Annotated in this window: 15 protein-coding genes; 6 read left to right on the forward strand and 9 right to left on the reverse strand. The window is 38.0% G+C overall.

All coding sequences use genetic code 11. From position 1 onward, the window contains the following. Positions 1 to 299 precede the first annotated feature (299 nt). The 6 genes from uvrC to gpmI all read right to left on the reverse strand — a co-directional run bounded on the left by uvrC (position 300) and on the right by gpmI (position 7,317). Positions 300 to 2,120 (reverse strand): excinuclease ABC subunit UvrC, encoded by a 1,821-nt coding sequence (gene uvrC, locus QWZ08_RS18400; RefSeq protein ID WP_290338990.1) that lies wholly within the window; start codon positions 2,118 to 2,120, stop codon positions 300 to 302. A gap of 27 nt (positions 2,121 to 2,147) precedes the next feature. Beyond that, on the reverse strand, positions 2,148 to 2,759 hold the full coding sequence (locus tag QWZ08_RS18405; RefSeq protein ID WP_290338991.1) for a hypothetical protein: 612 nt from the start codon (positions 2,757 to 2,759) through the stop codon (positions 2,148 to 2,150). Between the two features lie 120 nt (positions 2,760 to 2,879). After that, positions 2,880 to 4,433, reverse strand: a complete 1,554-nt coding sequence (locus QWZ08_RS18410) for a hypothetical protein (protein WP_290338992.1) — start codon at positions 4,431 to 4,433, stop codon at positions 2,880 to 2,882. 76 nt (positions 4,434 to 4,509) lie between these two features. Next, on the reverse strand, positions 4,510 to 5,097 hold the full coding sequence (locus tag QWZ08_RS18415; RefSeq protein ID WP_290338993.1) for an RNA polymerase sigma factor: 588 nt from the start codon (positions 5,095 to 5,097) through the stop codon (positions 4,510 to 4,512). Between the two features lie 126 nt (positions 5,098 to 5,223). After that, a complete protein-coding gene (locus QWZ08_RS18420; protein WP_290338994.1) occupies positions 5,224 to 5,727 on the reverse strand; it encodes a heme-binding domain-containing protein in 504 nt (167 codons plus the stop codon). Between the two features lie 72 nt (positions 5,728 to 5,799). Beyond that, positions 5,800 to 7,317, reverse strand: coding sequence for a 2,3-bisphosphoglycerate-independent phosphoglycerate mutase (gpmI, locus tag QWZ08_RS18425; protein WP_290338996.1), 1,518 nt, complete (start codon positions 7,315 to 7,317; stop codon positions 5,800 to 5,802). A 131-nt stretch (positions 7,318 to 7,448) separates the two neighbouring features. Here gpmI and QWZ08_RS18430 point away from each other — a divergent pair, with 131 nt between their 5' ends. The 3 genes from QWZ08_RS18430 (at position 7,449) to QWZ08_RS18440 (ending at position 9,315) form a co-directional block, all read left to right on the forward strand. Continuing rightward, positions 7,449 to 7,841 carry a DUF4783 domain-containing protein gene (locus QWZ08_RS18430; protein ID WP_290338997.1) on the forward strand — a complete coding sequence of 131 codons (393 nt, stop codon included), beginning with the start codon at positions 7,449 to 7,451 and terminating at the stop codon, positions 7,839 to 7,841. 84 nt (positions 7,842 to 7,925) lie between these two features. Beyond that, positions 7,926 to 8,795 (forward strand): carboxylating nicotinate-nucleotide diphosphorylase, encoded by an 870-nt coding sequence (gene nadC / locus QWZ08_RS18435; RefSeq protein ID WP_290338998.1) that lies wholly within the window; start codon positions 7,926 to 7,928, stop codon positions 8,793 to 8,795. A 172-nt stretch (positions 8,796 to 8,967) separates the two neighbouring features. Continuing rightward, the gene (locus QWZ08_RS18440; protein WP_290338999.1) at positions 8,968 to 9,315 is read left to right on the forward strand and encodes a translation initiation factor; all 348 of its coding nucleotides are present in this window, start codon (positions 8,968 to 8,970) and stop codon (positions 9,313 to 9,315) included. Positions 9,316 to 9,327: 12 nt separating this feature from the next. Here the strand turns inward: QWZ08_RS18440 and QWZ08_RS18445 are convergent, their stop codons facing one another. Beyond that, a complete protein-coding gene (locus tag QWZ08_RS18445) occupies positions 9,328 to 9,561 on the reverse strand; it encodes a (4Fe-4S)-binding protein (protein WP_290339000.1) in 234 nt (77 codons plus the stop codon). Positions 9,562 to 9,639: 78 nt separating this feature from the next. Here QWZ08_RS18445 and apaG point away from each other — a divergent pair, with 78 nt between their 5' ends. Further along, the gene (gene apaG, locus QWZ08_RS18450) at positions 9,640 to 10,026 is read left to right on the forward strand and encodes a Co2+/Mg2+ efflux facilitator ApaG/CorD (RefSeq protein ID WP_290339001.1); all 387 of its coding nucleotides are present in this window, start codon (positions 9,640 to 9,642) and stop codon (positions 10,024 to 10,026) included. 77 nt (positions 10,027 to 10,103) lie between these two features. Then, positions 10,104 to 11,210, forward strand: a complete 1,107-nt coding sequence (locus QWZ08_RS18455; protein WP_290339002.1) for a fatty acid desaturase family protein — start codon at positions 10,104 to 10,106, stop codon at positions 11,208 to 11,210. A gap of 2 nt (positions 11,211 to 11,212) precedes the next feature. Here the strand turns inward: QWZ08_RS18455 and gldB are convergent, their stop codons facing one another. Further along, on the reverse strand, positions 11,213 to 12,223 hold the full coding sequence (gene gldB, locus QWZ08_RS18460; RefSeq protein ID WP_290339003.1) for a gliding motility lipoprotein GldB: 1,011 nt from the start codon (positions 12,221 to 12,223) through the stop codon (positions 11,213 to 11,215). Positions 12,224 to 12,308: 85 nt separating this feature from the next. Here gldB and QWZ08_RS18465 point away from each other — a divergent pair, with 85 nt between their 5' ends. Then, on the forward strand, positions 12,309 to 13,991 hold the full coding sequence (locus tag QWZ08_RS18465; protein ID WP_290339004.1) for an NAD+ synthase: 1,683 nt from the start codon (positions 12,309 to 12,311) through the stop codon (positions 13,989 to 13,991). Between the two features lie 10 nt (positions 13,992 to 14,001). Here the strand turns inward: QWZ08_RS18465 and QWZ08_RS18470 are convergent, their stop codons facing one another. Continuing rightward, on the reverse strand, positions 14,002 to 14,337 hold the full coding sequence (locus tag QWZ08_RS18470) for a YbjQ family protein (RefSeq protein ID WP_290339005.1): 336 nt from the start codon (positions 14,335 to 14,337) through the stop codon (positions 14,002 to 14,004). Positions 14,338 to 14,492: the final 155 nt, after the last annotated feature.

The raw sequence follows: 14,492 nt of genomic DNA on the forward strand, positions 1-14,492 counted from the left end.
CAATTTACACACCGCTATATAACGAAAAAAAAGGCTGCTCAACTTTTGAGACAGCCTTTTTTAATACCCGTAACTTTGGTTCAGTTTTCAACAGACGCAATCAGGGCCGGCTAAAATCTATCTTCAGGTGCATCATTGAAATCGAATTCTGCCGTTTACTCAGTCAAAGTCGCCAATTGTATAATATTCAGCTAAGCGTTTGGACAGAGAAAAAACTAATCTATATATTTGTCTTGGTTTTTCATAGGATATTGGATTTTAAACGGGGCTGGATTTTTATCCTGGCCCTTTTTTTATGTCTACGAGTGGGCATTTATTGCCTGATTAAAATAATCAATCAATATAGTTGCTTTGGACTTGCCGATGGCCGTTGTCAACTCCTCTAATGTTTGTACTTTAATATTCTTTACAGACTTATAATTTTTAAGCAGAATGTCAATTGTAGATTTTCCAATTCCTTCAATATGTTCCAGCTCATTTTTAAAGCTGCCTTTACTCCGTTGATTTCTGTGAAAAGTAATACCATAACGATGTACTTCATCACGTATTCTCCTGATCAATTTTAAACTTTCACTATCCCAGGGTAATTTCAACGACTCTGAGTCGCCTGCGTAAAAAAGCTCTTCTTCATTCTTTGCCAGCCCGACAAGTGTCAGTTTTCCTGTCAATTCAAGTTTCTCAATACTTTCCATTGCAGCACTTAACTGGCCTTTACCGCCATCAATGATAACCAGCTGTGGAAATGGTTTTTGTTCTTCTTTTAAACGTTTATAGCGGCGGTAAACTACTTCCGCCATGGTAGCAAAATCATTGATACCTGCCACAGTTTTTACATTGAATCTTCTGTAATCATTTTTGCTTGGCTGTCCATTTTTAAAACTTACCATGGCAGATACAGGATAACTTCCCTGAAAGTTGGAGTTATCAAAGCATTCAATATTGACCGGTAGTTCTTGCAATTGAAGATCTTTTTGTAGTTGTACCAACACGTTATTTACTTCCAATGCGGTTTTGTCTTCCAATAAAAGCAGCTTCTTTTTTCTGAGTTCTTCTTTAAAATAATTGACATTTTTTTCCGACAGGTCAAGCAGTTTTTTCTTATCACCACCTTTGGGGCAGGTAACAACAATATCCTGTTGCGGATAACTTATCGTAAATGGTACAATGATTTCGTTGGCCTCGCTGTTAAAGGTTTCTCTTAGCTGCGCTATCGCGAAGATTAAAACTTCGTCTGCAGTTTCATCCAGTTTCTTTTTAAGTGTAATCGTTTTTGTTTGTACAATATTACCATTGCTTACTGCAAGGTAATTTACATAAGCAGTATCTCCTTCTTCAAGTATACTAAACACATCAATGGTTCCCATACGTTCATTAACAACCGCAGACCTGGCTTTGTATTGCTGTAAATGTTCCAGTTTCTTTTTTATCAGCCCAGCCTTTTCAAATTCAAGCTGCGCAACCTTTTCCTGCATATCAGCTTTGAAATGTTGTATTACCGGCGAAAGATTTCCTTTCAAAATATTCTTTAACTGTTGTAAGCCTTCCTCATAATCTTCCAACGATTGCAGCGCTTCACATGGTCCCTTACAATTGCCCAGGTGATACTCCAGGCAAACCTTGAATTTCTTTTTTTCAATATTGGTAGCTGTCAAATTGAGCTTGCATGTTCTTAGCTGGATAGTTTGTTTAATAAAGTCAAGCAGTTCCCTTACTTTACCAACAGAAGTGTATGGGCCGAGGTATTGAGAACCGTCGTTAATTTTTCTTCTTGTAAAAAAAACTCGTGGAAAGGGTTCGTTTTTTATGACTATGTAGGGATAAGATTTATCGTCCTTCAGATTAATATTAAATAATGGCTGAAATTTTTTGATCAGCGAATTCTCCAGCAAGAAAGCATCCTGCTCACTGTTTACAATGGTAAATTCAATCTTACGTATCCGTTGAACAAGTTCATGTGTTTTATAGTTGGTATAGGTTTTAGAAAAGTAAGAGCTTACTCTTTTGCGCAGGCTTTTTGCTTTCCCAACATACAACAATTCATTATTGCTATCGTAATATTTATAAATGCCCGGCTGCAAAGGAATTGTAGCAGCCAATAAAGCAAATTCTTTTTGTGTCATTATTTGTATAGATTGTAAAAGGCATTTTTACTCAGTAAAATTCCAGATGAATTTTTCAGCCTTTAATAAAATACTGGTCCCGTCCGGCTTGTTCAAAATGGTATTTATGCCCGCCCATTTATTTGTTTTCCAGGTTAGTTGCTGCGTTATATTACCTTCCTTCCCTTTCAGTTGCTTTACAAGATATATCTTCGAAATTTTTCCAGATTCAGGGTCAATATAAACATCCCAGTGCCGCAGTGAGATTGAATCAGGTAAAGTTCTTACAGGATCGTATGTGAATGTAACGGCGTTTAAAGTTTGATCATTAAAAGAAGATTCTTTAAAAAATGAAGTAAGGTTGGTTTCTTTTATTTCGGGAGAAAGAAAATCTTTTAGCAATGGAATCAAAGCATTTTGTTTTATCCATACAGAATCTGTTTTATCATTGATTACGGTGGTGTGTAACGGTGTGACAAGCAAAGAATCAAATGAACGAATTTGTCCCCTGATGAAAGACGTGACGGGGAAAAATGAATCTTTTTTGGCTTCATTTATTGCCGGAGCAGACTCTGCTATAGTGGCAGGCAAAGCATTCTTTGTATTGTTGTTACAGCTTATTAAAACAGAGATAAGTACCGGAAAAAATAATTTTTTCATGCGCCAAAATTAAACAGAAAGCTGTTGTAAAACAAAAACCGCAGTTGCGAACGTGCTGCGGTTTTTGTTAAATAAGATCACAAACTGAAAGAGAAGTGCTGTAAAAAAAAATGACAGTAATTATTTCAACAACTTGGTGATACCGAATTTAAAGCCATAGTTGTTTAACTTTTCCTGGATGATATAGCGCTTGCTGTTGGTTGTAAATAACTGTTTCCTGAATTGTGGTCCAAACTGAAATGTAATCCCTTTGTCTGTTTTATAGCTTACAAATGTTTCAAAGCCTGCATTCACATTCCAGTGGTTTAAAAGTGAAGTTTCTTTTATATAATTTCTCTTGTCAGAAGAAAGCAAATAGGATTTGCCTCCCATTACATAAGTTGGTTGTATTGTTGCACCTATATTCCATTGTAAGTTTTCATTACCAGCTATTTTTAAGTCCATACCCACAGGTAATGAGATCTGAAAAGTTTCATTGTGTAATTTAACGGCAGATATACCATCAATATTAGAATAAGCAGTTGACCTGTATGCAGGATAAGGCTGATGAGATTCAGAAGAAACAAGCGTAATTGTAGTTGCAACCGGGTGAGAATTAGTAAAAGCATCCGAATTGTACATGGTGAAATTGAGTTGCAAACCAGTTCTTATTCTAAGCCCTTTTAACACCGGATAGGTAAAACCACTTCCTATTTCCAGTCCGTAGGAGGGATGTTGTGCAACATCCCGATTTACGTCAGCACCATCTGAAATAGTATTTTTTAGTTGCCTGTAAACCACAGATGGAGTGAAATACATTTGCCACCCTAATTTACCTGCCCATTTTTTGGGAGCCGGTCTGTTATACATTGCATAATTTTCAACCCATGCTTTTTCTTCATCTGATAAAATCAATGTTTCATTTTTATCAGTTGATATTGTTTCTGCAGATAAAAGCCCTTTATTTTTGAGGGTGACATCATTGGCAGATAAATCGGTTTCACTTCCGGTTACGATATTTTTTTCTGACGTAACGTTATTTACATTCTGGTGTCTGATTTTGTTTTCCGAATTATCCAGTGAAACAATCAGCACCTTGTTGTGAAATATCGCCGGCCTGTTTGCAGGTATAGTCTTGAAATCAGGGTCATTTTTGATAGGAGCGATTTCAGTTGATTCAATTTTAGCTAATGAAATAAAACGCTCGTGAGTTAAATTGTCGCCGTTGCTTTTGTTATTCACACCGGACAGTGTCTTAACCAGATTCGGCGGTTCCTGCAGATTGTTAACACTTTTACTGGACATGTCCTGTTGTTCAATGTTATCAATAAAAGATTGACCAGAGAAGTTTAAAGTAGAATTATTTGCATATGGTTTAGATGGTTGGTTGTTAAAATGTATTTTGTCTAAAAGCGGAATGTAAATAGCAGTGGTGGGATCAGCCGGTTTAGTTTCATTATGTTGATTTTGCGAAGCGAATCGTTTGCCTGCATTTTTTGTATCTGTATTCAGGTAGCCGGTTAAAAGAAGAATGCCTATTAAAGTAATACTCATTGCGACAGATGGCCATTTTCTACCCGGATGAATATTGTTATAAATGCTGTGCCATACTCGTTTTTCAGGATACATTTTAAATTCATCTGACCTGTCCTTAAGCAACCGTTCAAAACTATCTATATCTAAATTTCTCTCCATTATCGACGAAATTTCTGTTGGTTTTGGTAAAAAGCAATCGTTAATCTAATTCGTATGTTTTATTAGTCTGGTCGTTTTAATTTGAAGCTATAGCTCCCGTCAATGCAACACCGCTTTTGGTTCTTGGCTTCAGTAAAATATTTTTCTTAATTAAAATATCTTCCAGCATAGCTTTCGCCCTTGTATATTGCGAACGGCTGGTGCTTTCTTCAATGTCAAGCATATCCCCGATTTCTTTGTGTGAATAGCCTTCCACAGCATACAAATTCAATACTGTACGATAGCCTACCGGAAGTAACCGGATGCATTCAACCACCTGTTTCGCCTGCATTATAGAAGGGATCGTTTCTTCGCGTATGCCAATGCCATTTGCATAGTTAATATCTACACTGTCAGAAAACTTTTTGTTTTTTTTGAGGATATTAATACAAGTGTGCACCACAATTCTTCTTATCCATCCTTCCAGCGCACCTTCATTGCGGTATTGATGGATTTGAGCAAATACTTTAATAAAACCTTCCTGCAGCATGTCTTCCGCATCCTCCCTGTTTTTTGCGAAGCGATAGCATACGCCAAGCATTTTAGGGCTTAAACGCATATACAACGCTTCCTGAGCGGCGGCATTATTTTCAAGACATCCATTAAGCATGGTCTCTTCTGTCATAGTTGTGCTTGGTTTAACACCTTAAATATAGACAATTTAAGCCTATTAGTTGCTGCTTTGCAATAAAAATTATACACCTGTTGCTTGATAACAACCATAAAAATCGCTGTTGCAAATATTACGGTATTATTTTATTGCAGGCGGCCTTTTTCTTGCAAGGCTGTCTGCTGGTGTATTAGCCTTTATACTGTCTCTCAAACCGGTGGCCCAGGCGGTGAGCACCTGCTTTTTATCAGCTGAAAGTATTGCGTTTTTGTGAATAAGAGTATAGGAAGACAATGGCATTTCATCTTCTTTCACCTGCTCCATAATCTCCTCCAGTTTTTTGTATTGCCTTCCTATGCCATAGGTTGCAAATTCCGAAAAATTGACTTCCTTTTTTCCTTCATTGATATGATTGGTTAACCACCAGTCAACCGGCTGTATTTTTGAATACCAGGGGTAAACTGTATTGTTGCTGTGGCAGTCGTAACAACTCGTCTTTAAAATGTCGTGTACGTTTTGTGGTATTATATACTTTTTGCTGATGTCATTCACGAGCATCGCATCCTCCGAGCTGCTATTTTTTGCCGGATGAATAAATTGTATTATCACCAGGATAACAATCAACACAAGCAATACTTTTTTCATGGTTAAGTTTTATGGATAAAAAGAACAAAATAGTACGAAAGCATTGAGCAAGGAAATTTATTCACCAACAAATCAGCCGATCAAAATATTACCCGTCATTTCTTTTGGAATTGCCAGCCCCATCATGGTTAAAATGCTAGGGGCGACATCTCCCAATTTGCCACTTTTCACAACACCTCTCCATTTATTATCAATAACAAAAAACGGCACCAGGTTCAGCGAATGCGCAGTGTTGGGCGTGCCATCCGGATTAATTTCATAATCTGCATTACCATGATCTGCCAGCAGGAAAACTGCATAATCGCTTGCCAAAGCAGCTGTAACAACTTTCTCTACGCATGTGTCTACTGTTTCCACTGCTTTTATTACTGCATCCCAAACGCCTGTATGACCCACCATGTCTGCGTTAGCAAAATTTAAGCAAATAAAATCAGCCGTTTTATTTTCAATTTCCGGAACAATTGCTGCAGCTACTTCATAAGCGCTCATTTCTGGTTGTAAATCGTATGTAGCTACTTTTGGAGACTGAATCATAATTCTTTTTTCTCCTTCAAAAGGCACTTCTCTGCCACCGCTGAAAAAGAAAGATACATGCGGGTACTTTTCAGTTTCGGCAATACGTATCTGAGTTTTGTTGTTTTGCTCCAAAATTTCACCCAGTGTATTTTTAAGATCATCATTTTTAAAAACAACATGTACGTTTTCAAAAGACTGATCATACTGCGTCATGGTTGTGTAATGCAGGTTTAACTTATGCATGCCAAACTCAGCCATGTTTTGCTGAGTAAGCACTTCTGTTATTTCGCGGCAGCGGTCAGTTCTAAAATTGAAGCTGATAACCACATCACCTTCCTTAATTTTTGTATCAGCAACATTGCTGTTAATAATGGGTTTTATAAATTCATCAGTTATGCCTTCATCGTATAATTTTTTGATAGCTCCCAAAACATCATTTGTAGCTATGCCAGTTGCATGTACCATTGCATCATACGCCAGTTTAACTCTTTCCCATCTTTTATCACGGTCCATTCCATAATATCTGCCTGTTATTGTTGCTATATCACCGGCAGAAGTCTGCAGATGATTTTGCAAATCTGTTAAAAAGCCCAATCCGCTTTTAGGGTCGGTATCCCTGCCATCAGTAAACGCATGAACCAATACATTTTGCAGGCCTTGCGCTGCACAAAGTGAAGCCAGGGCTTTAACATGATTGATATGAGAATGCACACCGCCATCACTTACCAAACCCAGCAAATGCAATGTTTTATTATTTTCTTTGGCGTAGCTGATTGCATTCAGCAAGGTCGGGTTTTGTTGAAATTCACCACTTCGGATGGCGACATTTATTCTTTGCAGTTCCTGGTAAACAATTCTTCCTGCACCTAAATTTAAATGACCAACCTCACTATTGCCCATCTGTCCTTCAGGCAATCCTACATCTTCGCCGCAGGTAACCAAAGTTGCATTGGGATATTTAGTATATAAAGAGCTAACAAAAGGAGTTTTGGCGTGCTGAATGGCATCACTGCTTTTAATTTTGCCGAGTCCCCATCCATCCATGATTATTAGTATTGCTTTTTTGTCTTTCATGGTGTAAAGTTAACTTTTTTGCAGCTTTTATAAAAAGCTTATTGTCATTGTAGTAGATCGCTTTATCTTTCAGCCTAAAATATTATTCGGAGCTGGCACGTTTTTAGCAAAATGACCACTAAAATTTCTTTATGAAACGCTTCTTTACGATTGTTCCAATACTTACCGGCCTGTTTTTATCCTCTTTTACCTTGAAAGTTGGGATTGATGATGTAATAGCTGCCATGCAAACAGGCAACTCCGCTCAAATAGCGAAATTTTTTGACAATACCGTTGAAATTACCATGCCCGATAAAAGCAATAGCTATAGTAAAAGCCAGGGAGAGCTCGTACTGAAAGATTTTTTTGCCACTAACATAGTAAAAAGCTTTGAAGTGATTCATAAAGGTCAGAATGCAGGTTCACAATCGCAGTATTGCATCGGGAAACTTGTCACCAAAGCCGGTACTTACCGAACGACTGTGTATATGAAGCAAAAGGGGGACCTGCAGGTAATCCAGGAATTGCGTTTTGAAAATCATTGACCTTATTTTTACCTTCCGCCAATATATTATTAACCTGTAAGACTTTTTCTATTACAGGTTTTTTATTTTTTACATTTGCCTGCTATGAATTATGACGAACAGCTAAACCTGCTGATAAAAAACGCACTGGCAGAAGATATCGGCGATGGAGATCATTCTACCTTATCAAGTATAGATGCAACGGCCAATGGTAAAGCAATACTTAAAATTAAAGAAGAAGGTATCCTGGCGGGAGTTACAGTAGCAGAAAAAATATTTCGTTATGTGCAACCTGACGTTACTTTTTCAACCTTTAAAAAGGATGGCGAACCGATGCATTTTGGTGAACTGGCATTTGAGGTAGAAGCAAGGATACATACTATTTTGCAAACGGAAAGACTGGTGCTGAACACCATGCAACGCATGAGCGGTATTGCCACACTTACGAAATTATATACCGATAAATTAAAAGGCTATAAGACAAAATTGCTTGATACGAGGAAGACAACTCCTAATTTCAGGTTGCTTGAAAAAGAAGCTGTACGCATAGGCGGTGGCGTTAACCATCGTTTTGGTTTATTTGATATGATTATGCTCAAGGACAATCACATTGATTATTGTGGCGGTATAGAAATGGCTATTAATAAGGCGTACGATTACGTACAAAATGTACAACCCGGATTACTGATTGAGGTGGAAACCAGGACCATTGACGATGTGCGAAAAGTGATGGCAACAGGCAAGGTAAACAGGATAATGCTGGATAATTTTACACCTGCTTTAATAACCGAAGCCTTGCAAATTATCAAAGATCAGTATGAAACAGAAGCCAGTGGTGGCATTAACCTGGACAATATTGAAAGCTACGCTGCAACCGGTGTTGATTATATTTCCAGCGGAGCCATTATACACCAGGCAAGAAGCCTGGATTTGAGCTTAAAGGCCTCTATACCCGGTAGATTTAAGACTGTATGAGTAATAGCGTAAATAATGCAACTGGATTAATTTTGAAATAAATCAAGATTAAACTTACAGCGATTATGAACATGGTGACTTACGTTTAAATGCAAAAATTACAATAAACAATAATTTTATATTGGAAATACCGTTGATGAAATAGTGTTATTTCAAAAAGCAAACAGCAGCCATGGCACAAAAAAAAATAACCTCTTTGGGTGGATTGGTTTATTCAACAGATCCCAATTTTAAACCGGAGACTGGAAATGTGGAAGAAGATGAAACATTGCCACCCGCCCAGCAAAAGCTAAAGATCTGGTTAGATAAAAAACACCGGGCAGGAAAAGCAGTTACTTTAATTGAAGGTTTCACAGGCAAAAATACTGACAGGGAAGACTTGGGAAAAAAACTTAAAAGTTTTTGCGGAACAGGAGGTTCGGTGAAAGATGGTGAAATCATTGTTCAGGGCGATAACAGGGATAAGATATTGCAATGGTTGCAAAAAAATGGATATACCAATTCAAAAAAAGCTGGTTGAGTTATACAGTTCTTATTGTTGCATTGCATTTGGCTCTGTAACAATACTTAACGCACCGCTCGGACATTTTTTTATCTGCTCAATAATTATGGAAGTTGATGATTGCCTTATATCTATCCAAGGTCTTCGCCGGGGATCAAACACGGCAGGTAAACCTTTGAAACAAATACCGGAGTGTTTGCATAAGGAAGGTTGCCACAAAATGGTGATTTCTCCATTGGAATAATGATGGGTTGAAGCAGGCATATGTTTTAACAATTAACTTATATCAATTTACAACAATTGGCTGATTTTTAAACTATTTTTACAAAAAGCGACCAATACATGATCTCAAAAATATCAGAAGGAATTACGGTAAGTGTTGAAACTTTTTTTCAGCCGGAATACAGCAATCCATCTGAAAATGAGTATATGTTTGCCTACCGGATTACCATACAAAATAACAATTCCTATCCAGTAAAGTTATTGCGCAGGCACTGGTATATATATGATGCTACCGGAAGCTTAAGGGAAGTTGAAGGTGAAGGAGTTGTAGGGTTGCAACCGCAAATCAATCCAGGGGAGGAATATCAATACATCAGTGGCTGTAACCTGCGTACAGAAATGGGCAAGATGTATGGCACTTATTTAATGGAAAATATTAATAGTGGTAAGGAGTTCGACGTAACTATACCTGCTTTTGAAATGACTGTTCCTTTTAAGATGAATTAAAGCGATACTTTATCATTTCATATTCAGCTTATTTACCTACCTTGGAATGTGCAAAATAAAAAATACCAATATCCATCATGGCAAAAGTAACTTTCGATAACAGAGATAATCAATTCTACATAAGTCTTAAAGCTGCCGTTGATCAGTATTTTACTACCAGGCATAAAAAGAGAACCGGCGACTGGCGGTTATACATTAAAACCATCACATTAATCAGCGCTGCCATTATTATTTACGGAAGTCTTATGTTTGTTAAAATGAATGCATGGCCTGCATTGGGACTGTGCGGTATCCTGGGATATGTATTTGCCTGCATTGGTTTTAGCGTGATGCACGACGCCAACCATGGCAGTTACAGCACCAAGCCATGGCTAAATGATGCATTGGGTTTAACTGCAAATGCACTGGGTGCAAGTTCTTATTTCTGGAAACAAAAGCACAACATTATTCATCATACTTACACCAATGTGGACGGCATAGATGATGACATCGCAAAGAGCCCGATCATTCGTCAATGCGAATCACAAAAATGGGTGCCTGCACATAAAATACAGCATTTGTACTTGTTACCAGTCTATGCATTGTCTTCCATTTTTTGGTTGTTTTTTATGGATTTCACAAAATATTTTACACGTAAAATTTATACAACAGAGGCCTGGAAACTGAATACAAAAAATCACATTATTTTTTGGGCTACTAAAATATCTTACTTCACATTTTATATGGTTGTTCCTGCAATGGTTTGGGGCGTTGGCCCGTGGCTGCTCGGTTTTTTGGTGTTGCATATAGTGATGGGCATTACTTTATCCCTGGTATTTCAACTGGCACACGTAGTAGAAAATACAGAGTTTGAAACCGTAGCTTTGGATGAAACGAAACACATTGAAACCGCCTGGGCGGAACATGAAGTAAGAACCAGTTCCAATTTTGCTATGGGTAACCCGGTAATTTCCTGGTTTGTAGGCGGACTGAATTTTCAGATTGAACATCACTTATTTCCAAGAGTAAGCCATGTTCATTATCCTGCAATCAGCAAAATTGTAATAGAGAAATGTAAGGAGTTTAACCTGCCTTACAACAAATACGATACTTTATTTGGAGCGATATCCTCCCATTTCAGAATGATGAAATCATTGGGAAAACAACCAATAGTTATAAAAAAGCATCAGGCTCAGGCGGCTTAAAATCAAGGCTTATATTTGGCCTCCTGGAAAATAATTTCGCTGTCCAGGGTCATTAGTTCCTGTAAAGTAGTTGCGGGTTTTTTCTGCATATATTTTTTAACAATCTGCCATCCTGCAAACGACCCAATATTTCCGGGTGCTCCTTCTCCAAGTTCCTGCGTTTTAGGGCCTTCATCAATGTAATTTTTCAAAATATTTTTATCTGTAACCTGCAATAGTGAATTCTTAATAAAAAGATCCCAGATTACGGCTTCGTGTGCGTAGCTGTCTTTCATTTGTTCCGGAGTATAGCCCATAAGTTTATACTCTTCTGTTTCCGGCTGCAACTTGCTTAACAGGTAGAGCCGTTTACCCTTTTCAACCATTTCATTCACCAAAGGCTTATCACTTTCTTTTTCGGGATAAAGATCATTCACTATGTTTTTTATGCAATTCACGGCGATATAACCAGGCTCAAATCGCCTGGAAATATATTCAGGATAAGTCTCCTGCACCATCGTTGTTCTATACAGGGAGTTATCTTTACCAAGATGATGCTGCAAGCCAATGACCAAAGCATCCTCGGCTAAAATATCACCATAGCCATCGGCAGGACCGATATAAGTAATTACTTTTTTAGGAACACGATAATCAGGAAAATAATATTTCACAAACTGCAGCCCTCTTTTTATTTCTTTTTCATACGGGCTGAAATCGTTAAATATTTTTTCAGCCGAATCGTAAACAGGACGATACGCTTTTATAAATCCATTTACATACGCAGCTGCAGTATCAGCAGACCATGCCGGGTCTACAGTTAATATTTTGCCAAGATAGTTATCTATAAAAGCAGGACTGTTTGTATTGATATGTTTCAGATAAGATAACAGGTTAGGAGCGGTTGTATCAAAGATATCTTTTTCAAAACGCTCAGTAGTGAGATCGATTTTAATATTGGAAACATCAGGTATTTTATTGGAAGAGCAGGAAAATAAAAGAGCGCACAGTACAATTACAGCAAAGGATATTCTCATGGACGATAATGCTTTTGAAGTTTTAACTTTACAAAGAAAACAATTGATTTATTAATATAAAGTTAAGCTCCTTAAGGGTACGGGTATGAAAATATTTTTAGCACAGCAGAATTATCATATTGGCAACTTTGATGACAATACAAAAAAAATAATCTGCGCTATTGAAGAAGCCAAAAAGCAGGGTGGCGATATTATTGTGTTCAGCGAATTATCTGTATGCGGCTATCCGCCACGTGATTTTTTAGAGTTTGATGATTTCATCAGCAAATGCTATGCAGCGGTAGAAGAAATAAAACAGCATGCTGATACCATAGCAGTTATCGTTGGCGCACCGGATAAAAATACCATCCCCAAGGGCAAGGACCTTTTCAATGCAGCATATTTTTTATTTGAAAAAGAAGTGAAAGGCATAGCGCATAAAACCTGTTTACCAACTTACGATGTGTTTGATGAAAACCGGTATTTTGAACCGGCATACGAATGGAATATAATTGAATATAAAGGAAAGAAGCTGGCGGTAACCATTTGCGAAGACATCTGGAATTTAGGCGATAATCCGTTGTACCGAATTTGCCCGATGGATGAACTAATGAAACACCAGCCTGATATCATGATCAATATTTCGGCTTCGCCATTTGATTATACGCATGATGAAGACAGGAAAGCTGTTGTGAAAGCAACGGTTGTAAAATATGGACTGCCGATGTTTTACTGCAATGCAACGGGCAGTCAAACAGAAATTGTTTTCGATGGTTCTTCTTTGGTGTTTGATAAATATGCCAACCTTTGCGGACAGCTTCCTTCTTTTCAATCGGCCCTGCAGTCTTTTATCTTGAACGATGATGGAACCATTGATGGGCCTGTGATTCAGCCCGCCAGTCATGTGCCGGATGCACCACTCAATCCGCTTGTGTTACATGAAAACTTAAACATAGAAAAGATTTATGCCGCCATTGTAATGAGCATAAAAGATTACTTTTTTAAGATGGGTTTTACCAAAGCTATTATTGGCAGCAGCGGGGGCATAGATAGTGCTGTTACCATTGCATTGGCTTGTGAAGCATTGGGAGCTGACAATGTAAAAGCTGTTTTAATGCCTTCTCAATATTCTACAGGTCATTCTGTGGAAGATGCAGAAAAATTGAGTAAAACGTTGGGTAATCCTTACGAGATCATTCCGATCAAAAATATTTATGACGCTTTTTTGCAGGATTTAAAACCCATCTTTAAAGACCTGCCTTTTAGTGTTGCCGAAGAAAATATCCAGAGCCGTACAAGGGGAAATTTATTAATGGCCATTGCCAATAAATTTGGATACATTTTGCTGAATACTTCCAACAAAAGTGAGCTGGCAACGGGCTATGGTACTTTATATGGAGATATGGCCGGTGGCTTGGGTGTGTTGGGGGACTGCTATAAACTACAGGTGTATGAACTGGCAAAATATATTAACCGTAACAAGGAAATTATTCCCCAGAATATTATAGATAAGGCACCATCGGCAGAGCTAAGACCGGGACAAAAAGATGCAGATTCGTTACCCGATTATGCCATCCTTGATAAAATATTATTTCAGTATATAGAGCGCAGGATGGGACCAAAAGAAATTAAAGCGCAGGGTTTTGATGCGGACCTGGTAGACAGAATTCTCAAGATGGTGAACATGAACGAATACAAACGCAACCAGTTCTGCCCCATCATAAGGGTTTCACCCAAAGCTTTTGGTGTAGGAAGAAGAGTGCCGATCGTAGGGAAATACCTGGGATAAGATAGTCTTATCAAGCGATTTTTTCTACCACTACTGCAGTACCGTAAGCGAGTACTTCCGTAATGCCCTGCATCACCTCATTGGCATCGTAGCGCATATTAATGATGGCATTGGCGCCCCTTTCATTGGCATTTTGCAACATTAGCTGGTAGGCCTCTTCTCTTGCTTTTTCACACAGTTCAACATAAATGGACAATTTGCCTCCAAACAATGATTGCACACCGCCACCGATATTGCCCAGTATACTTCTGCTTCTAACAGTAATTCCTCTTACAACACCCAGGTGCTGCACGATGCGGTACCCTTCTAGCAAATTGGAAGTAGTGATTAATTGCTGATCTGTCATAGCTTTATAATTTACTTAAAGATAAAGCCATTTTAACAGAATTTTTTTCCATTCCCCATTACGGCAAAATTTTTGTTAGTGCATTGTTCGTATTTTCGCCGCATCCCGCAAAGGGCATTAATTTAAACGGGCAGGCACAGTAGTAACCAGCAAAA

The sequence above is a fragment of the Ferruginibacter paludis genome (assembly GCF_030409685.1).
GTDB lineage: Bacteria > Bacteroidota > Bacteroidia > Chitinophagales > Chitinophagaceae > Ferruginibacter > Ferruginibacter paludis.

Coding starts and splice junctions, on each gene's coding strand:
- QWZ08_RS18410 (WP_290338992.1), bottom strand. CDS start 4,433: ATGGAGAGAAATTTAGATATAGATAGTTTTGAACGGTTGCTTAAGGAC.
- gldB (WP_290339003.1), bottom strand. CDS start 12,223: ATGAGAATATCCTTTGCTGTAATTGTACTGTGCGCTCTTTTATTTTCC.
- QWZ08_RS18455 (WP_290339002.1), top strand. CDS start 10,104: ATGGCAAAAGTAACTTTCGATAACAGAGATAATCAATTCTACATAAGT.
- QWZ08_RS18470 (WP_290339005.1), bottom strand. CDS start 14,337: ATGACAGATCAGCAATTAATCACTACTTCCAATTTGCTAGAAGGGTAC.
- QWZ08_RS18420 (WP_290338994.1), bottom strand. CDS start 5,727: ATGAAAAAAGTATTGCTTGTGTTGATTGTTATCCTGGTGATAATACAA.
- uvrC (WP_290338990.1), bottom strand. CDS start 2,120: ATGACACAAAAAGAATTTGCTTTATTGGCTGCTACAATTCCTTTGCAG.
- QWZ08_RS18415 (WP_290338993.1), bottom strand. CDS start 5,097: ATGACAGAAGAGACCATGCTTAATGGATGTCTTGAAAATAATGCCGCC.
- nadC (WP_290338998.1), top strand. CDS start 7,926: ATGAATTATGACGAACAGCTAAACCTGCTGATAAAAAACGCACTGGCA.
- QWZ08_RS18430 (WP_290338997.1), top strand. CDS start 7,449: ATGAAACGCTTCTTTACGATTGTTCCAATACTTACCGGCCTGTTTTTA.
- gpmI (WP_290338996.1), bottom strand. CDS start 7,317: ATGAAAGACAAAAAAGCAATACTAATAATCATGGATGGATGGGGACTC.
- QWZ08_RS18440 (WP_290338999.1), top strand. CDS start 8,968: ATGGCACAAAAAAAAATAACCTCTTTGGGTGGATTGGTTTATTCAACA.
- apaG (WP_290339001.1), top strand. CDS start 9,640: ATGATCTCAAAAATATCAGAAGGAATTACGGTAAGTGTTGAAACTTTT.
- QWZ08_RS18405 (WP_290338991.1), bottom strand. CDS start 2,759: ATGAAAAAATTATTTTTTCCGGTACTTATCTCTGTTTTAATAAGCTGT.
- QWZ08_RS18445 (WP_290339000.1), bottom strand. CDS start 9,561: ATGCCTGCTTCAACCCATCATTATTCCAATGGAGAAATCACCATTTTG.
- QWZ08_RS18465 (WP_290339004.1), top strand. CDS start 12,309: ATGAAAATATTTTTAGCACAGCAGAATTATCATATTGGCAACTTTGAT.